General features: G+C 61.1%; 19 protein-coding genes. 2 read left to right on the forward strand and 17 right to left on the reverse strand.

The genetic code is table 11. The features are described 5' to 3' along the window. Positions 1 to 78: 78 nt before the first annotated feature. Both AC07N4_RS14685 and AC07N4_RS14690 read right to left on the reverse strand, forming a co-directional pair. On the reverse strand, positions 79 to 2,223 hold the full coding sequence (locus tag AC07N4_RS14685; RefSeq protein ID WP_493066321.1) for a 3-hydroxyacyl-CoA dehydrogenase NAD-binding domain-containing protein: 2,145 nt from the start codon (positions 2,221 to 2,223) through the stop codon (positions 79 to 81). Between the two features lie 16 nt (positions 2,224 to 2,239). After that, positions 2,240 to 3,445 (reverse strand): acetyl-CoA C-acetyltransferase, encoded by a 1,206-nt coding sequence (locus tag AC07N4_RS14690; protein WP_102622499.1) that lies wholly within the window; start codon positions 3,443 to 3,445, stop codon positions 2,240 to 2,242. Positions 3,446 to 4,028: 583 nt separating this feature from the next. On the opposite strand from AC07N4_RS14690, the gene AC07N4_RS14695 reads away from it, so the two are divergent. Next, on the forward strand, positions 4,029 to 4,856 hold the full coding sequence (locus AC07N4_RS14695) for a c-type cytochrome (protein WP_493066339.1): 828 nt from the start codon (positions 4,029 to 4,031) through the stop codon (positions 4,854 to 4,856). A 14-nt stretch (positions 4,857 to 4,870) separates the two neighbouring features. On the opposite strand, the gene AC07N4_RS14700 is transcribed toward AC07N4_RS14695, so the two are convergent. The 10 genes from AC07N4_RS14700 to AC07N4_RS14745 form a co-directional block, all read right to left on the reverse strand. Further along, positions 4,871 to 5,680 (reverse strand): transglutaminase family protein, encoded by an 810-nt coding sequence (locus tag AC07N4_RS14700; RefSeq protein WP_085710657.1) that lies wholly within the window; start codon positions 5,678 to 5,680, stop codon positions 4,871 to 4,873. Further along, the gene (locus AC07N4_RS14705; RefSeq protein ID WP_096822958.1) at positions 5,677 to 6,627 is read right to left on the reverse strand and encodes an alpha-E domain-containing protein; all 951 of its coding nucleotides are present in this window, start codon (positions 6,625 to 6,627) and stop codon (positions 5,677 to 5,679) included. The genes AC07N4_RS14700 and AC07N4_RS14705 overlap by 4 nt, the downstream gene beginning before the upstream one ends. Positions 6,628 to 6,639: 12 nt before the next feature. Continuing rightward, entirely contained in the window at positions 6,640 to 8,049 is a 1,410-nt protein-coding gene (locus tag AC07N4_RS14710; RefSeq protein ID WP_025113343.1) for a circularly permuted type 2 ATP-grasp protein, read from the reverse strand. Positions 8,050 to 8,525: 476 nt separating this feature from the next. Further along, positions 8,526 to 8,873: a ribonuclease E inhibitor RraB gene (locus AC07N4_RS14715; protein WP_096822957.1), complete on the reverse strand. Its 348-nt coding sequence runs from the start codon at positions 8,871 to 8,873 to the stop codon at positions 8,526 to 8,528. A gap of 210 nt (positions 8,874 to 9,083) precedes the next feature. Beyond that, on the reverse strand, positions 9,084 to 9,317 hold the full coding sequence (locus tag AC07N4_RS14720) for a hypothetical protein (RefSeq protein ID WP_493066322.1): 234 nt from the start codon (positions 9,315 to 9,317) through the stop codon (positions 9,084 to 9,086). Between the two features lie 154 nt (positions 9,318 to 9,471). Continuing rightward, the gene (gene speE, locus AC07N4_RS14725; RefSeq protein WP_085690505.1) at positions 9,472 to 10,347 is read right to left on the reverse strand and encodes a polyamine aminopropyltransferase; all 876 of its coding nucleotides are present in this window, start codon (positions 10,345 to 10,347) and stop codon (positions 9,472 to 9,474) included. 136 nt (positions 10,348 to 10,483) lie between these two features. Next, positions 10,484 to 10,675, reverse strand: a complete 192-nt coding sequence (locus tag AC07N4_RS14730; protein ID WP_102622501.1) for a PLDc N-terminal domain-containing protein — start codon at positions 10,673 to 10,675, stop codon at positions 10,484 to 10,486. A gap of 71 nt (positions 10,676 to 10,746) precedes the next feature. Continuing rightward, a complete protein-coding gene (locus AC07N4_RS14735; protein ID WP_096822954.1) occupies positions 10,747 to 11,277 on the reverse strand; it encodes a hypothetical protein in 531 nt (176 codons plus the stop codon). 90 nt (positions 11,278 to 11,367) lie between these two features. Beyond that, complete coding sequence (locus tag AC07N4_RS14740) at positions 11,368 to 11,886, reverse strand: ankyrin repeat domain-containing protein (RefSeq protein ID WP_096822953.1); 519 nt, start codon at positions 11,884 to 11,886, stop codon at positions 11,368 to 11,370. A gap of 97 nt (positions 11,887 to 11,983) precedes the next feature. Then, entirely contained in the window at positions 11,984 to 13,822 is a 1,839-nt protein-coding gene (locus tag AC07N4_RS14745; RefSeq protein WP_493066323.1) for a long-chain-acyl-CoA synthetase, read from the reverse strand. Between the two features lie 389 nt (positions 13,823 to 14,211). Here AC07N4_RS14745 and AC07N4_RS14750 point away from each other — a divergent pair, with 389 nt between their 5' ends. After that, entirely contained in the window at positions 14,212 to 14,490 is a 279-nt protein-coding gene (locus AC07N4_RS14750; protein WP_096822971.1) for a DUF3509 domain-containing protein, read from the forward strand. Positions 14,491 to 14,562: 72 nt separating this feature from the next. Here the strand turns inward: AC07N4_RS14750 and mtnC are convergent, their stop codons facing one another. From mtnC to aroC, 5 genes are all read right to left on the reverse strand, one after another. Next, the gene (mtnC, locus tag AC07N4_RS14755; RefSeq protein WP_102622503.1) at positions 14,563 to 15,246 is read right to left on the reverse strand and encodes an acireductone synthase; all 684 of its coding nucleotides are present in this window, start codon (positions 15,244 to 15,246) and stop codon (positions 14,563 to 14,565) included. A gap of 4 nt (positions 15,247 to 15,250) precedes the next feature. Then, a complete protein-coding gene (locus AC07N4_RS14760; RefSeq protein ID WP_007959995.1) occupies positions 15,251 to 15,796 on the reverse strand; it encodes a 1,2-dihydroxy-3-keto-5-methylthiopentene dioxygenase in 546 nt (181 codons plus the stop codon). A 93-nt stretch (positions 15,797 to 15,889) separates the two neighbouring features. Next, positions 15,890 to 16,516, reverse strand: a complete 627-nt coding sequence (locus AC07N4_RS14765; protein WP_493066324.1) for a methylthioribulose 1-phosphate dehydratase — start codon at positions 16,514 to 16,516, stop codon at positions 15,890 to 15,892. Next, positions 16,513 to 17,658 (reverse strand): MFS transporter, encoded by a 1,146-nt coding sequence (locus AC07N4_RS14770; RefSeq protein WP_493066325.1) that lies wholly within the window; start codon positions 17,656 to 17,658, stop codon positions 16,513 to 16,515. The genes AC07N4_RS14765 and AC07N4_RS14770 overlap by 4 nt, the downstream gene beginning before the upstream one ends. A gap of 31 nt (positions 17,659 to 17,689) precedes the next feature. Then, positions 17,690 to 18,781, reverse strand: a complete 1,092-nt coding sequence (gene aroC, locus AC07N4_RS14775) for a chorismate synthase (protein ID WP_096822949.1) — start codon at positions 18,779 to 18,781, stop codon at positions 17,690 to 17,692.

Below are 18,781 nucleotides of genomic sequence, written 5' to 3' on the forward strand. Positions count from 1 at the left end.
GTGATGGGAATAATGCACACCCCAGAGCCTGCCTTGAAACCACCCGGCAAGGCAAGCCCCGAAATGCGTCCCCGCCCGTTAGAACAACTCGCCCTTCGCAGCCTTTTCCAGCAGCAGCGCTGGCGGCGCGAAACGTTCGCCGTATTGCTCAGCCAGGTACTGCGCCCGCGCGACAAAGTCCTTCACGCCATATTGATTGATGAACTGCAACGCGCCGCCCGTCCATGCCGCGAAACCGATGCCGAAGATCGAGCCGACGTTGGCGTCCGCCGTCGAGGTCAACACGCCCTCCTCAACACAGCGCACGGTTTCGATGGCCTGTACAAACAGCAACCGGTCACGCACATCCTTCGGCGAAATCTGCCCGTCGGCTGTCTCGAAACGGGATTTCAGCTCGGGCCACAGGTGTTTCTGGCCTCCCGCCGGGTACTCGTAAAAACCGCCTCCCGCCGCCTTGCCCGGCCGCTTGTATTCGTTGAGCAGCAAGTCAATCACGGCGAACGCCGGGTGCTCAATCAGCGGTTTCCCTTCCGCTTGCAGGTCTTTGGCCGTTTGCTGACGGATATGGCTCATCAGGCTGAGGGAAACTTCGTCAGAGATCGCCAGAGGCCCGATGGGCATGCCGGCCTTGCGTGCTTCGGTCTCGATCATCGGTGCGCTGACGCCTTCGCCGAGCATGGCAATGCCTTCGTTGGTGAAGGTGCCAAACACCCGCGAGGTGAAGAAGCCGCGACTGTCGTTGACCACGATCGGCGTTTTCTTGATTTGCAGGACGAAATCGAACCCGCGTGCGAGGGTTTCATCGCTGGTTTGCGCGCCTTTGATGATTTCTACCAACGGCATTTTTTCCACCGGACTGAAGAAGTGCAGGCCGATGAACTTGCTCTGATCCGGCACCGCAGCCGCCAAGCCGGTGATGGGCAAGGTCGAAGTATTGGAGGCAATCACCGCGTCGGCACCGACCACCTGTTGCGCCGCTGCCGAGATTTTGGCCTTGAGCTGACGATCCTCGAACACCGCTTCGATGATCAGATCGCAACCCGCCAGATCGGCATCGCTTTCAGTGGTCTTGATCCGCGCCAGCACCGCTTCACGCTGCTGCGCAGACATTTGCCCGCGAGCGACTTTCTTGTCCAGCAGCGCCGCCGAATGCGCCTTGCCCTTTTCGGCGGCAGCAAGGTTGATGTCCTTGAGCACTACGTCGATCCCGGCCGAGGCGCTGACATAGGCGATGCCGGCGCCCATCATGCCCGCCCCGAGGACGCCCACGCGTTTCGTCACGTAAGGTGCAAAACCCTGCGGGCGCGAACCGCCGGCATTGATTTCATTGAGCTGGAACCAGAAGGTACCGATCAGATTTTTCGAGATCTGGCCGGTGGTCAGCTCGGTGAAGTAGCGAGTTTCGATCAGGTGTGCGGTGTCGAAATCCACCTGCGCGCCTTCCACCGCCGCGCAGAGGATCTTTTCCGGCGCCGGCAACGTGCCCTGGGTTTTGCTGCGCAGGATCGACGGCGCAATCGCCAGCATTTGCGCGACTTTCGGGTTCGACGGTGTGCCGCCGGGAATCTGATAGCCCTTCACATCCCAACGCTGCACGGCCGCAGGGTTGGCCACAATCCAGGCCCGGGCCTTGGCCAGCAGCTCATCGCGATCCGCCGCCAGTTCATCGATCAAACCGGCCTGCAACGCCTGCTGCGGACGGACTTTCTTGCCTTCGAGCAGATACGGCAGGGCTTTTTCGATGCCGAGCATGCGCACCATGCGCACCACTCCGCCGCCGCCCGGCAACAGGCCGAGGGTCACTTCCGGCAGGCCGAGCTGCACCGAAGCATCGTCCAGCGCCACGCGGTGGTGGCAGGCCAGACAGATTTCCCAGCCTCCGCCGAGCGCCGCGCCGTTGATCGCCGCGACCACCGGTTTGCCGAGGGTTTCCAGGGTGCGCAATTGGCCCTTGAGGGTCAGCACCATGTCGTAGAAAGCCTTGGCTTCAGGCTTGCCGACCTTGATCAGTTCATTCAGGTCGCCGCCGGCGAAGAAGGTCTTTTTGGCCGAAGTGATGATCACCCCGGCGATGTCATCTTTTTCCGCGAGCAGTCGGGCGACGCTGTCAGCCATGGCTTCGCGGTACACCGCGTTCATGGTGTTGGCGCTCTGGCCCGGCATGTCGATGGTCAGAAGGACGATGCCGTCCTGGCCTTTTTCGTAACGAATGGCTTGGGTCATGACAAGATTCCTTGGGTCAGAGGCGTTCGATGATGGTGGCGATGCCCATGCCGCCGCCGACGCACAGCGTCGCCAGGCCATAGCGCAGGCGCCGAGCTTCCAGTTCATCGAGCAAGGTGCCGAGAATCGCGCAACCGGTGGCGCCCAGCGGATGGCCCATCGCAATCGAGCCGCCATTGACGTTGACCTTGTCCGGGTCGACGGCCATGTCCTTGATGAATTTCAGCACCACCGAGGCGAACGCCTCGTTGACTTCAAACAGGTCGATGTCTTCCACCCGCAGCCCGGCCTTGGCCAGCGCCTTGCGTGTGGCCGGCGCCGGGCCGGTGAGCATGATGGTCGGGTCGGTGCTGGTGACCGCCGTGGCGACAATCCGCGCCCGAGGTTGCAGGCCCAACGCCCGGCCCTTGGCCTCGGAGCCGATCAGCATCAGCGCCGCGCCGTCGACGATCCCCGAGCTGTTGCCCGGCGTGTGCACATGGTTGATGCGCTCGACATGACTGTAGACCCGCAGCGCCGTGGCATCGAAACCCATCTGGCCGATCATTTCGAAACTCGGCTTGAGCTTGCCCAAGCCTTCGAGGGTCGACTCGGCGCGAATGAACTCATCGTGATCGAGCAGGATGATGCCGTTCTGGTCCTGCACCGGCACCAACGACTTGTTGAACGAACCGTCGGCCCGAGCCCGGGCGGCTTTTTGTTGCGAGTGCAGCGCGTAGGCATCGACGTCCTGACGGCTGAAGCCTTCAAGGGTGGCGATCAAGTCAGCACCGACACCTTGAGGGGTGAAATGGCTGTGCAGGTTGGTCTGCGGGTCCAGCGCCCAGGCACCGCCATCACTGCCCATCGGTACGCGGGACATGGATTCGACACCGCCAACCACCACCAGGTCTTCGAACCCGGAGCGCACTTTCATCGCCCCCAGGTTCACCGCTTCCAGGCCCGAGGCGCAGAACCGGTTGATCTGCACGCCGGCAACGCTGACGTCCCAATCGGCCACCTGCACGGCGGTTTTCGCGATGTCCGAGCCTTGATCGCCAATCGGCGTGACGCAACCGAGCACCACGTCATCGACCTGGCTGGTGTCCAGCGAAGTGCGTGCCTGCAAAGCGGTCAGCAGCCCGGCCACCAGGTTCACCGGTTTGACGCTGTGCAGCGAACCGTCGGCCTTGCCCCGGCCACGGGGCGTGCGTAACGCGTCGAAAATCAAAGCTTGGGTCATGGCGTTCTCGAACCTGTGCGGTGAGTGAAATTCGTGCCTCCACTCTTGGCCGGGACGGTCACGGATTCAATGACCACAGCGCTCAATGACGTTGACGCGCACGCTCAGACGGACGGTCATTCCCGACCAGGTTAACCGGTTCAGGTCAGCGAGCTGTCTAGCAAAAGGGCGGCAAAGAAGCTGGCAATGGGCCTCATGCCTTTTTAATCGCGTTCAGCAGCAAATACATATGAAATGGATCTAAGCCAAGCGTGACGCGGGCCCTAAGGTGAACATGTACGTCGTTGTCGTCGGGTTTTGCCGAGGCAGGCGTTCTTCAACAGGAAGTGCAGCGCTTGCCATCATGGATATGCAGGCAGGCATCAGGAAATAACAAAAAAGGCGGTCAAGCCATGTTCAAACAACCGAAAGTTCGTCAAGCAGGGCTCATTCTTTTCGCCACGACGCTGTTGTTGATTTTGCCGAACCTGACCAAGGTCATCGGCTGATTCAAGCGGCAGGTATTGCTCATCGCCACTGAAAATGTGACTGGCCCGCTACCCGGGCCAGCGTGGCTGTGCCAACCTTTGCGCACTTCCACGACATGGACGGCGATCAATTGAAAACGCTCATTCTGTTTGGGGCCATGCTGCTGAGCTTGCCCCTGTCTGCCGCACAGCTGGATCTGGAGCTGGGCGCGAACAGCCGCACCTGGCAGACCGAGGAATTGCTCAAGCATCCTCAGGTGCAAACCCTCACGATCAAGAATGACGTGTCCTACAAGAAGGACATGACTTATCGCGCCGTGCCGGTGGCTGCATTGCTGACCGGAATCAAACCGGACGATCACCTGCAAGCCGTAGCGCTGGATGGCTTTGCCGCCGAGCTGTCTGCCGCGCCGCTGCTGAACACTAAAGGTTCCCGCGCCTGGCTGGCCATCGAAGATCCGGCCCATCCTTGGCCGCCGCTGTCGGAAGGCAAGCACAGCGCCGGACCGTTCTATCTGGTGTGGACCGATCCGCAGGCCGGCCATATCAGCCCGGAACAATGGCCGTTCGAAGTGGCGAGCATCAAACGCATGGCGCCGGTGGCCGAGCGCTTCCCTGCCCTGTTGCCGGATCCTGCGTTGAAGGCCGATGACCCGGTGAATCAGGGTTTTGCGCTGTTCCAGAAGAACTGTCTGGCCTGCCATCGCCTAAATGGCGCGGGAGATGCGCAATTCGGACCGGACCTGAATATTCCCTACAACCCGACCGAATATTTCGGCGCGGACTTCCTCAAGCGCTACATCCGCGATCCGCAGAGTTTGCGCCAGTGGCCGCAAGCGAAGATGCCAGGGTTTACCGCCGAGGTATTGCCGGAGGCGGATCTGCAGAAGCTGGTGGGGTACTTGCAGCACATGGCCGGGCGCAAGGTTGCGCCGGCCAAGTAACCCGACTACGTCGTTTACTGCTGTTGCACCGAGATGATTGGCGCTGGTGTCGGCGACACCAGCACTTTCGCGTGCATCTGCTCTGACCCGCCGCCCCGACGCATGCCCCGCACCGGGCAGGCGTCGAGGTAATCCAGGCCCACCGCCAGTTTCAGGTGCCGCTCCGGCCGGGCCAGTTCATTGGTCACGTCAAAGCTGTACCAGGCGTCATCGATCCAGGCCTCGGCCCAGGCGTGACTGGCCAGATGCTCGCAATCCTCGCTGTACAGATAACCCGACACATACCGCGACGGCACACCGAGGCTGCGCGCGCAGGCCAGAAACGCGTGAGCGTGATCCTGGCAAACACCCGCCCGCCCGGCAAACGCCTCGGCGGCGCTGGTGTCGACTTCGGTGGAGCCAGGCTTATAGGTCATGTGCTGATTCAGGCCATGCATCAGATCGATCAGTGCATTGCGGTCGCGTCGTTGCTTGCAGGACTTCTCGGCAAACGCCCGCAGCGCCTCGTCAGCCTCGGTGAGCCGGGTGAAACGCAGGAACGGCAGCGCCGACTGGCTCTCGTGTTCCGCCTCGCGCAACTCGTCGATATCGACCTGCCCACGAGCGCCGATGATGATCGCTTCGTGGGGTTCGTCCATCGTCAGCACGTGCAGAATGTTGCCGAACGGATCGAGCTGGGCGCGCACCGGGCGCGGCAGGTCGAGCTGCCAGCTCAGCACATGCTGACGCTCACTGTCGTGAGGTGTCAGGCGCAGGTACTGGATGCTCGCCCGCACCTGATCTTCGTAGTGATAGGTGGTCTCGTGGCTGATGGAAAGTCTCATGCGGCCTCCAGATAGGAACTGTGAATGGCGTTGCCCAACTGGCGCACCAGCGGGATGAACTCGGTGAGCCAGGCGTGCAGCCCTTCCTCGAGGATTTCGTGGATGCCGGTGTAACGCAGGCGTGCGTCCATTTCCGCCGCCAGTCGTTGCGCAGGACGACCGTTGGCCCCCGGCAGTTGCGCGAGGATCTGGTCGATCTCTTCGGTGCAGGCCCGCAGCGAGCGCGGCACGTCGGCACGCAACAGCAGCAGCTCGGCGACATGCCGGGCGCCGGGCGCGTCGCGGTAGATTTCGGTGTAGGCCTCGAACGAGGACAAGGCCCGCAACAAGGCACTCCATTGGTAATAGGCGTGGGCGGTGCCGTCGCTGACCGCTTCGGCCTGATCGCCGGCCATTTCATAGCGGGCGTCTAGCAGGCGCAAAGTGTTGTCGGCCCGCTCGATGAACGTGCCCAACCGGATGAAACGAAACGCATCGTTGCGCATGATGGTGCCGTAGGACGCCCCGCGGAACAGGTGCGAACGTTCCTTGATCCACTCACAGAAACGGCTCATGCCATAGCGGCTGAGGCCCTGGTTGGCGATCCCGCGGATCTCAAGCCAGGTGGCGTTGATGTTCTCCCACATGTCGGCGGTGATCCGACCGCGCACCGCGTGGGCACTGGCTCGCGCCGCGCCGAGGCAGCTGTAGATGCTCGCCGGGTTGGCCGCGTCGAGCGCGAAGAAGTGCAGCAATCGCTCGGCATGCAGCTCGCCGTGGCGTTCCAGGTAGTCGTCCAGCGTGCCGGTGATCAGCAACGGCATCGCCAGTTCGTGCAAACCGTCGCCACGGCCGTCCTGCGGCATCAGCGACAGCGAATAGCTGACATCGAGCATGCGGGCGAGGTTTTCCGCCCGCTCCAGGTAACGCGACATCCAGTACAGATCCGAGGCAGTTCTACTTAACATGGCAGGCTTCCTTCAATCCTCGACCACCCAGGTGTCCTTGGTTCCACCGCCCTGGGATGAATTCACCACCAGAGAGCCTTCACGCAGGGCGACACGGGTCAAACCACCGGGCACAACCCGGGTTTCGCGGCCGGACAATACGAACGGGCGCAGGTCGATATGGCGCGGCGCAATGCCGTTTTCGACAAAGGTCGGACAGGTCGACAGCGACAGCGTCGGTTGTGCGATATACGCGTGGGGCTTGGCCTTGATCCGCTCGCGGAATGCATCGATTTCCGCCGTTGTCGCCGCCGGCCCCACGAGCATTCCGTAACCGCCGGAGCCCTGGGTTTCCTTGACCACCAGATCCGGAAGATTGGCCAGCACATGGGAAAGTTCAGACGGATTGCGGCATTGCCACGTCGGCACGTTCTTCAGGATCGGCTCTTCATCGAGGTAGAAACGGATCATCTCGGTGACGAACGGATACACCGACTTGTCGTCCGCCACGCCGGTGCCGATCGCATTGGCCAGCACCACATTGCCAGAGCGATACGACGACAGCAGACCCGGCACGCCGAGCATCGAATCCGGGCGGAAGGCCAACGGGTCGAGGAACGCGTCGTCGAGCCGGCGGTAGATCACGTCTACCGCTTTCGGGCCGTCGGTGGTGCGCATGAAGACCTTGTCGTCGCGCACGAACAGATCGGCACCTTCGACCAGCTCGACGCCCATTTCCCGGGCCAGGAACGCATGCTCGAAAAACGCGCTGTTGAACCGGCCCGGCGTCAGTACCACCACACTCGGGTCGTCGATGGGGCTTGAGCTTTTCAGGGTGTCGAGCAACAGGTTCGGGTAATGGTCGATCGGGGCGATGCGCTGGGCCGCGAACAGCTCGGGGAACAGACGCATCATCATCTTGCGGTCTTCGAGCATGTAGCTCACGCCGCTGGGCGTGCGCAGGTTGTCCTCGAGCACGTAATACGTGCCGTCGCCGTCGCGCACCAGATCGACGCCGGAGATGTGCGAATAGATATCGCGGTGCAGATCCAGCCCCTGCATCGCCAACTGGTATTGCTCGTTGGCCAGCACCTGCTCGGCGGGAATGATCCCGGCCTTGATGATGCGCTGCTCGTGATAGAGGTCGGCGAGGAACATGTTCAACGCCTTGACGCGCTGGATGCAGCCGCGCTCGACGATCCGCCACTCGCTGGCGGGAATGCTGCGCGGAATGGTGTCGAAGGGAATCAGGCGTTCTGTCCCTTGCTCGTCCCCGTAGAGCGTGAAAGTGATCCCGGCACGATGGAACAGCAGATCGGCCTCGCGTCGCCGCTGGGCCAACAGCTCGTCAGGCGTATCGGCCAGCCAGCGGGCAAACTCCCGGTAATGCGGGCGGACCTGGCCGCCGGCATCGTACATTTCATCAAAATAGGTGCGGATCATGCCGTACTCCTTGTCACCCCGGACATACAGGCCTTCGCAAGGCCCGTGCCATCGGCATAAACGCTTTGATTTCAATCGGTTGGATATTCACGCCACAAACACCGCACCATTCCTGTGCGGCAAATGCCCCAACCTGATCGCCCCCGCCTCATTGCGACGCAGTGCAGTCGCCTATCACCAGCATAGTCAGAGTTGATTTCACTGCCCGGCGCCGCCTGCGGATAATCCGCACATCCGCTGCGAAACGTCCCTGACGAAGTGCGCAGCCCAACTGATCCGGCTTGCCCTGGCAGCCCTACCGGCCGTAACCCTGACCGGTTTCCTCTCCTTCCGGTCTTCCCTTTCAGCCACCTCTCCCGGTGGCTTTTTTTTGCGCCGGATTCTTGTTTCAGGGTTTTGCCGGGCAATGTTCAGGGCTCAGAAACGACAACGGCCGACCCGAAGGTCAGCCGTTGCTCGACGTGTTGCGAGGGTTATCAGTTCAAACGATGGCGGTTGCGCACCTCCTGCTTCACGCCCCAGCCTTCGATGATGCCGCCCAAGGGCTCGACCACCGCCGAAAAGCCCTGTTCGAAATCGCCAATGTCGTCGTAGGTTGCGTACATCACCTTGCTCAATTCCAGGGACCACGCGCCGTCGTCGCGCGCACTGACCTGGGCATTGATGGATTCACCGCGAAACTTGCCTGCCGCCCTGCGCGCCCGCTCCTCGTCCGGGAAAATGGCGTAGAACTCGATGGGATGGAATCGGGAAAAATCGAAACCGCCTTCTTTCATGCGGCGCAGCACGCTGCTGCTGATGTCTTCTTGATAGGCTGTGCTCATGAACGTCCCCCTCGCATAGATGGATAGACTTTCCGTATTCCCTGCACCTGGCCGAACGGCTCAAGCGCTACGACAACCGTGTTGCCGGCGGGAAACAAGCATGTAGCTGACAAGACCAGACCTTAGCGATCCGTTCGCTGATCTCGCTTGCAGAGTAGCCCCAAGATAGAGCCGCTGCCAAGGCCTGGTACGTTACGGACAAGAAGATTTTCAGATGGGCGTGATGCTGCGGATTTCGATGCTGTTCTGGGTTTTCAGGCTTTTGGCGCCTGCATCGGAGGTGCGCCCTTCCAGATCGTTCAGATCCAGTGCGGCGGCGACAGGAAGGAGTCGTTCCTTGATCAATCGAGCGGCCTCATCGTCGTTGGGGCATTCCGCGCGCTCGAAGATTTCATCGACAATTTCACCGTGATCATCCACGAAAGTGACTTTCCACTTTTGCATTGGTGCCTCCTCGAACAAACCCGCAAATGGGCTCATATCTATCTCGACTTTTGTCAGGATTGATCGTTCAAAAGCTTTACACCGATGAAACATGAAAAACATTTCATCTGCGGGAACGAAGCCGCTCGCTCCCGCAGTGATAACGGCTGAGTGATCAGTCGTTGCTTGGCTTGTTCACCGCTTGCAGCACGTATTGCGGCAAGGCGAAGGCGCCGATGTGGATTTCCGGGTTGTAGTAACGGGTGACGATGCCGCTGCCGATGAAACGCTGTTGCAGGGTTTCACGGCTCAGCTTGCGGTAGGCCGGGTTGGTCGAGCCCCAGGCGAAGGTCATCGAACCGCCGATGTAGGTCGGCACGGCCGCCTGATAGAAGTGCCAGTCCGGGAACAGGCTGCGCAGGCGACCGGCGGTGGTTTTCACTTCTTCGATCTGCATGAACGGCGTGCCGTTCTGGGTCACGAGGATGCCACCCTCGTTCAGGCAGCGGTGGCAGGCCTGGTAGAAGTTTTCCGAGAACAGCACTTCGCCCGGGCCGATCGGGTCGGTGGAGTCGGAAATGATCACGTCGAACTTTTCAGTGGTGGTTGCGACGAAGCGCATGCCGTCGTCGATCACCAGGTTCAGGCGTGGGTCGTCGTAGGCGCCCTTGGAGTGGTTCGGCAGGAATTCCTTGCACATGTCGACCACGGTGCCGTCGATTTCGACCATGGTGATGTGCTCGACGCTGGCGTGCTTGGTCACTTCGCGCAGCATGCCACCGTCGCCGCCGCCGATGATCAGCACGCGCTTGGCGGTGCCGTGGGCGAGGATCGGCACGTGGGTGAGCATTTCGTGGTAGATGAATTCATCGGCTTCGGTGGTCTGGATCACGCCGTCCAGCGCCATCACCCGGCCCATGCGCGGGTTCTGGAAGATCACCAGGTGCTGGTGTTCGGTGCGCACTTCGTGCAGCAGTTTTTCCATGCGAAAACGCTGGCCGTAGCCTTCGTAGAGGGTTTCCAGGTATTCGCTGGTCTTGGTGACGGTCATGGTGAAGTGCTCCGATGAATGCGCGGGCGCCAATCGTCAGGTTCGATTGCCCGGGAAAGGCGCGCATTCTACGTTGCCGAAGATGACAGGTCGAACCTCACTTCATCGGCCCGGCACAATCCATTGGCGCGAACGGTCAGATCCGCACATTGCCCCGCGGCCCGGCAATCGCCCAGATGATCAGGCCCAGCACCGGCAGGAAGATGATCAACAGCACCCAGAGGATTTTCATCCCGGTCTCGGCACCGCTTTTCAGCACGTTGATGATCGCCCAGATGTCGAGGGCAAGAATGATCAGGCCGATCAGGCCGTTGAACGTGGAACCCATGGTGTCACTCCAGAATAGTGGCATGCACTTTTAGGATAGACGGTCGCGCGCAGGGTTCCCTTTTATTGCGCTCAGACGTGAACGGCGACCTTCAAGGCTTCCAGCGACGGCGCAGCGGCGATGCCGACTTCGGCACACAGTTCCAGCACGCGCGGCACGTCGTTGCCGTAGACCAGCACCACTTGCAGTTCGTCGTCGAGCAACTGGCTGAAGTTCATCAGCGTGTAGCCACCGTTTTCCTTGTTCATGCTGCTCATCTGCACCTGGATGCGGTTGAGTGCGGTCAGCGCTTCGGTCTTGGCCAGTTGCTTGGGCTTGAGGTTGAACTCCACGCCCGGGCCGAACGAAGCCACGATCTGCGCGAACAGGTCAACGTAGGTGTCGGCCTGGAACAGCACGGTTTCCGGCAGACTGCCGACCACGACCCATTCGCCCAAAGGAATCGGGAAAGTGTCGTCGTAGTTGATGTCCGGATTGGCGGTCAGAAAAGCGTCGGCATCGGCGTAGGCCTGCGCCGCTTCATCAGCGACCTTCTGAATCTCGTCGTCGCCCATGCAGCCGGAGCTGATTTTGCTGATGAGTTCGGCGAGTGCGGCTTTCATGGGGGCGGATCCTGTGGCGAAGAGAATTTTGAGGGCGCGAAGGATAGCGCATTCTCGCCTTCGCCACAGAGCGGGTTCCGGCCCGACGGTTCAGCCCAGCAGTTTTTCCAGCTGCGCGGTGGTGTCCACAGCGCCCATGGTGCGGGCCGCGTCCAGCGCGGTGATGCCGTTGGCGTCCTTGGCTTTCGGGTCCGCGCCCTGGTCGATCAGGAACTCGACGATTTCAACCCGGTTGAACATCGCCGCCATCATCAGCGCCGTGCGGCCGTCGAAGGAAGCGCCTTCAATCTGCGCCCCACCGGCCACCAATGCCTTGACCACGGCCAGGTCACCCTTGAATGCCGCGCCGGCAATCGGGCTCTGGCCATTGCCATTGCGTTGTTCCGGGTCGGCCTTGTGCTTGAGCAGCACTTGCACCGCATCTACGTGACCGTAGTAACTGGCGAGCATCAACAGGGTGTCGCCCTTGCTGTTGGTCAGGTTGACCGGCAGACCGGCCGTGATCAGGCGATCCAGCATCGCCGCATCGCCGTCGCGCGCCTTGTTGAATACCTGCTCGGTGAATTCGGCAGCTTCTTCGGGGGTCATCTGGCGGCTTTGGTCGGACATGGGGCAACTCCACTTTCGGTCAATCGGAAAGCCGATAGTTTCCCGAGCGCGGCGATAGCTGTCACCCCCTTTTTTCCAAGACAGTCGATAGCCAATATCAATAACGGAACTTGCCGCCGCGAATGTCCGCAAGGATTTCATCCGTGACCTGCACGTAGGTTTCAGTACCGGGCAGCCAGGCATAGATCGGGTCATCACCTGTCTGGCCGGGGTCGAAGCCTTCGTTTTTCAAGCGCGTCTTCTGGTATTTGAAGGTGCCGGTGGTTTCCATCTTCACCTTGACCCGCAGGAACAACGGCACCGCATAGGCCGGCATGCGCTGGCGGGCGAAGGCCAGCAGCTCGGTGAAGTCCAGCGTCGCCAACGATTCGGCCGGCGTGATCGCCGCCATGCCGGCGCGACCGTTGGTGTTGGGAATTTCCACGCCATAGGCCACGGCTTCGGAAATGTGCGGATGCTGGAGCAACAGGTTCTCGACCTCGGTGGTCGAGACGTTTTCGCCCTTCCAGCGGTAGGTGTCGCCGAGGCGATCGACAAACTGCGCATGACCGAAACCGATGTTGCGCAGCAGATCGCCGGTGTTGAAGAAGCGGTCGCCCTTGGTGAATACGTCCTGCAGCACGACTTTCGCGGTTTTCTGCGGATCGGTGTAGCCATCCAGCGGCGCCTTGTCGTCGATCCGCGCCAGCAACAGGCCGCGCTCGCCCCGGTCGACCTTGCGCATGAACCCGTCAGCACCACGAATCGGTTCGCCGCTGTCCTGATCGTAGGCGACCAGTTCCCAGGCCATCAGCGAGAATCCGATGGTGTTGTCGAAATTGAGGATGTTGGTGAAGCCGATATTGCCGTCGCTCGCCGCGTACAGTTCGCAGATGTGATCCACCGCAAACCGGGTCTTGAACTCGGCCCAGGCACCGGGCCGCAAACCGTTGCCGATCATCTTGCGCACGTCATGGCGGCTGTCATCGCTGCTGACCGGCTGATCCACCAGATAACGGCACAACTCGCCGACGTAGCCGATGGTGGTTGCGCGGTAGCGGCGCACATCGCTCCAGAACTGCCGGGCGCTGAACTTGCGGCGAATCGCGAAGCCCGAGGCGCCATTGACCGCCGATCCCCAGCACACGCAAAGGCCGGTGGCGTGGTACAGCGGCAAGGTGCAATAGACGATATCGTCCGGGCGCATGTCGAGGGCGATCATGCCGAAGCTCGCCGAGCTGCGCATCCAGCGTCCGTGCTTGAACACGCCGGCCTTGGGCAAACCGGTGGTGCCTGAGGTGTAGATGTAGAAGCACGGGTCATCGAAAAAAATCTGCCGGCTGCTGGCCGGGTTGTCGCTTGGCGCATCGGCGCTGGCGCTGATCAGATTGGTGTAACCCTCCGGGGCGATGCCCGGCTGGCTGAAGGTGTCCTGATCCGCCACGAACCAGGTGCGGGCCGGCGCAATCGTCACTTGCTCGCGCACCGCGGTGAAGGCTGGCAGCAATTCCTCACCGACGACAATCGCCACCGGCGCCACCAGATTGATGCTGTGAATCAGCGTGTCGCGAGTCTGCGAAGTGTTGAGCAGCGCGCTGACGGCGCCGACCTTGGCCAGCGCCAGAATCGTCACCAGCAGTTCCGGGCGGTTTTCGATGAACACCGCCACCACATCGCCTTTGCCGATGCCCTGCCCGATCAGGTAGTGGGCAATGCGGTTGGCCCACTGGTTGACCTGTGAATAACTCAGCACCACCTCACCCGACAGCAGCGCGGGGCCCTCGGGATTGCGCAGGGTCGCTTGCTCGAAGGTCCAGCCCAGGCCACAGGTTTGGGTCGGATCCTTGACGTTGGCCACCTTCATGCCTTTCACCACCCGAGGGATGGCTTTGGCAATCATCGGCAGTTTGCGGAGCATCATGCTCCAGGTAATCGTGTCGCTAGGCGCGTGGCTCATGGCAGCTCCCGTTCGACCTTGGCGTGCAGGCCGGATTTTTTATTGTCGGGCAATCGGGTAAGGCAACCGGCGCTTCTTGAGCGAGGGTCGAGGCCGAAAATACGTCAGGGCTTCTCGGGCTGTACACGCGGTTTTTGCAATGTTTTGTATCCGCCAACGCTACAAGGCGAAACGCGATTGCAGCCGGATGGAATGGTTCCATCGGATCGACAGCGATCCCGCAAAATGCAGGATGCACGATGGCCATTCATGCAGATTGCACGACGACTTGAATTTGCATAATTTCTAACTTATTGATTTATAACGATTTTATAAAAATAGAATACTGGCACAATCACTGCAACTCCCTCTGCATGCTTGCCATTCAAGTGCATACGGAGCTGAAAGACATGAGCCTGATCCAAGAAAAATTTACCTCCCTGTTCTCCAACTTCAACGTCACCACCCAACCGCGTCCCGATGGCGGGATCCTGCTGACGCTGAAGAGTGCCGACGGCAAAGTGTTCAAACGTGCGCTCACCTATCAGCAACTGCATGCCGGCGACCAACTGTCGTGGGCGATCAGCGCGATCCGCCGTGACCTGGCCGAACAAGCCAGCGAGCTGCCGCAAATCGGCATGCTGCAAAGCCAGCAGCGTTTTGCCCTGCCGACCTATCACTCGATGTAAACACCGCATAAACAAACAGGCCGTGGAGCTTCCGCTTCACGGCCTGTTTGTTTGCGCATCGATTGTGTGGAATCAGAACGCTTCCGGTTCGATCCCGGTAAAGCTGTCGACGGTCACATGCCCTTCCAGTTCCCCACCCTCACGGGCCAGGCCGCAGGTTTGCAGGCCGGCGGCCTGGGCGGCGTCGAGTTCCTGCACGATGTCGGACAGGAACAGGATTTCCTGCGGTTCGACCCCGATGGCCTGCTGAATAGTGCTGTAGGACTGCGCTTCGCGCTTCGGGCCCGACGTGGTGTCGAAATAGCCGCTGAACAGCGGTGTCAGATCCCCCGCCTCCGAGCAGCCGAAAATCAGCTTCTGGGCCTGAATCGAACCAGACGAATAAACAAACAGTTGATACCCGGCCTGATGCCAGCGCTGGAGCGCTTCGACGGCGTCCGGGTAAACATGACCCTTCAACTGCCCGGCCTGATAACCCTGCTCCCAGACCATGCCTTGCAACGCTTTCAGCGGTGTAGCTTTGCGGTCTTCGGCGATCCAGGCCAGCAGAATTTCTACCACTCGCTCAACGTCAGCCTGCGGCTCGTTGCTGTCGCGGCGCACGGCGTCCAGTTGTTCGGCGACGTCGGTTCGCTGGGCGTTCTGGCGAACGAAGTCCGGCAGGTGTTTGGCGGCATACGGGAACAGCACGTCGAACACAAAACTCACCGCGCTGGTGGTGCCTTCGATGTCGGTGAGAATGACCTTGATCGACATCGGCTCAGTCCTCCAGGCGCGGGAAGCGGCCGGCAATGTCTTCGCCGGTGAAGTTGGCAACCCAGCCTTCAGGGTTGTTGAACAGGCGGATCGCCACGAAATGCGGGTTCTCGCCCATGTCGAACCAGTGTTTGGTGCCGGCCGGTACCGAAATCAGGTCGTTCTTCTCGCACAGCACGGCGTAGACGTAATCGTCGATGTGCAGGGTAAACAGGCCACGACCGGCGACGAAAAAGCGTACTTCGTCTTCGCCATGGCGATGTTCTTCAAGGAATTTGGCACGGAATTCGGCTTTTTGCGGGTGATCGCTGTTGAGGCTGATCACATCGACGGTGATGTAACCACGCTCGGTCATCAGCTTGTCGATCTGCTCTTTGTAGGCGCCGATCACTTCTTCCTGGCTAGCGCCGGGCTGGATCTTCGCGGCGGCTTGCCAGCGGTCGAAGCGCACGCCCTGCTCGGCCAGGGTCGAGGCGATGTCTTCGAAATGGGTCAGCACCTTGTTCGGAATTTCAGGGCTGGAAACGTGATAGACGGACAGGCTGCTCATGGGGGTAATTCCTCGGTATCGGCCTTGCCGTCCGGTTCTTCGAGACCGGTCGGGCACTGCATTCATCAGGCAAATGGGCTGGTTCTGGTGAAGTCAGCCTTGGCGGTTCATGACGCTGCGGGTCTTCAACTCGCATTCAAACAGAAATTCAAAGGCCTCGATCTGGCGCAACGCGTCGCTCATCTGCGCGCCCCAGGTATAGAGGCCGTGACCGCGAATCAGATAACCGACGCAATCGGAATGGGCGTCGAGCCAAGGCTGCACCTTGGCGACGAGGCGCGCAATGTCCTGATCGTTGTCGAAGATCGGCACCCGCACCCGGGATTCGTGGGTCGAAATACCGCTGAAGGCTTTTTGCAGTTCGTAGTCTTCGAACTCGATGAAATCTTCCGGCGTCAGGCGCGACAGCACCGTGGCGTTCACCGAGTGGGTGTGCAGCACCGCGCCGATCTCCGGGCGCCAGCTATAGAGCTGGGTGTGCAGCAGGGTTTCGGCGGACGGTTTTTTCCCCGGTTCCAGGCTGTTGCCGGACAAGTCGGTGGCAAGCACGTCGTCCAGACCCAACTGGCCCTTGTGCTTGCCGGACACGGTCAGCAGCGCTTCGCTCGGCGACAGGCGCGTCGAGTAGTTGCTGCTGGTGGCCGGCGACCAGCCGCGACCGTAAAGAAAACGCCCGGCGTCGACGATTTGCTGGGCAAGCTGTTCACGCGTAAGGCTCATGGCCTGTCCTCTTGCATACGTGTGGCAATGATAACGGCAGCAGCGAGCGCCGCGAGACTGGCAATACTAAAGGTCAATGTCGCGCCGAGGGCATTCCAGCTGTAGCCGGAATACAACGCGCCCAGCGCACCGCCGGTGCCGGCCAGTGCGGCGTACAACGCCTGGCCCTGCCCTTGCTGACGCGCGCCGAAGCTACGTTGCACGAACTGGATGGCAGCGGCATGAAAGCTGCCGAACGTCGCGGCGTGCAGCACCTGGGCAAACAGCAGCACCCACAGGAATTCGGCGAACGAACCTAGCAGCAACCAGCGCAGCGCCGCCAGCAGAAAACTCGCCATCAGCACACGACGCAGGGAAAAACGCGCGAGGATCCGGCTCATGGCCATGAACATCAGCACTTCCGCCACCACGCCAACGGCCCAGAGCATGCCGATCACACCTCGGCTGTAACCCAGGCGTTCGAGGTGCAAGGTCAGAAACGTGTAATACGGCCCGTGGCTCATCTGCATCAGCGCCACGCAACCGTAGAACGCCAAGACCCCGGGATTGCGCAACTGCTTGAGAAAACCCTCGCCCGTCGGCCGGTTGCCTTGAGGCGGTTGCGCGTTCGGCACCCACAGACTGCTGAGCACGATGCCGGCCATGATCAGCACCAGCGCCGCCGGGTAGATGTCGAGGCTGAGCCATTCGAACAATCGCCCGAGCGCGACCACGGTGATGATGAAACCGATCGAGCCCCACAGCCGAATCTGGCTGTAGCGGGAGGTTTGCCCCTGCAGATGCGCGAGGGTAATGACTTCGAACTGCGGCAACACCGCGTGCCAGAAGAACGCGTGCAAGGCCATGACCATCGCCAACCAGGCGTAAGTCTTGCTGACGAAAATCAGCGAGAAGGTCAGCAGCGTACACACCGCGCCGAAGCGCACGATGGCCAGGCGCTTGCCGGTGTAGTCGCCGAGCCAGCCCCAGATGTTCGGCGCCACACAGCGCATCAGCATCGGGATCGCCACCAACTCGCCGATGCGTGCGGCGCTGAATCCGAGGTGATCGAAGTACAGCGCCAGAAATGGCGCCGTCGAGCCGAGCAAGGCGAAATAGAACAGATAGAAACTGGACAGCCGCCAGTACGGGAGCGCCGCCACGGTCAAACCGCAGCGGCTGTGAGTTGACCCATCAGAGCTGACCCAGGACCGGCGTGCTCACGCGCACGTCGGCGTTCTGACCACGGTGACGCAGCAGGTGATCCATCAGCACGATGGCCATCATCGCCTCGGCAATCGGCGTGGCGCGGATGCCGACGCACGGATCGTGACGACCCTTGGTGATCACTTCCGCAGGGTTGCCGTGAATGTCGATCGATCGACCTGGCGTGGTGATGCTCGACGTCGGCTTCAGCGCCAGGTGCGCGACGATCGGCTGACCGGACGAAATTCCGCCGAGGATGCCGCCGGCGTTGTTGCTGAGGAAACCTTCCGGGGTCATTTCATCGCGGTGCTCGGTGCCACGTTGGGCGACCGAAGCGAAACCGGCGCCGATTTCCACGCCTTTGACCGCGTTGATGCTCATCAGCGCGTGGGCCAGTTCGGCATCGAGACGGTCGAAGATCGGCTCGCCCAGACCCGGCATCACACCTTCGGCGACCACGGTGATCTTGGCCCCGACCGAGTCCTGATCGCGGCGCAACTGGTCCATGTAGGCTTCCAGTTCCGGAACCTTGTCCGGGTCCGGGCTGAAGAAGGCGTTCTGCTCGACCGATTCCCAAGTCTTGAACGGGATTTCGATCGGGCCGAGCTGGCTCATGTAGCCGCGAATGACGATGCCCTGCGTCGCCAGGTATTTCTTGGCAATCGCACCGGCTGCCACGCGCATCGCGGTTTCCCGCGCGGAGCTGCGACCGCCGCCGCGGTAATCGCGCTCGCCGTATTTGTGGTGGTAGGTGTAGTCGGCGTGGGCCGGACGGAACAGATCCTTGATCGCCGAGTAGTCCTTGGACTTCTGGTCGGTGTTGCGGATCAGCAGGCCGATGGAGCAGCCGGTGGTACGGCCCTCGAACACGCCGGACAAGATTTCGACTTCGTCGGCCTCCTGACGCTGGGTGGTGTGGCGGCTGGTGCCCGGCTTGCGGCGATCGAGGTCGCGCTGCAGGTCCTCAAGGGAAATCTCCAGGCCCGGCGGGCAGCCGTCGACAATGGCGACCAACGCCGGACCATGGCTTTCGCCCGCGGTGGTGACAGTGAACAGCTTGCCGTAGGTATTGCCGGACAT

The organism is Pseudomonas sp. GW821-FHT09E04, from assembly GCF_059416185.1.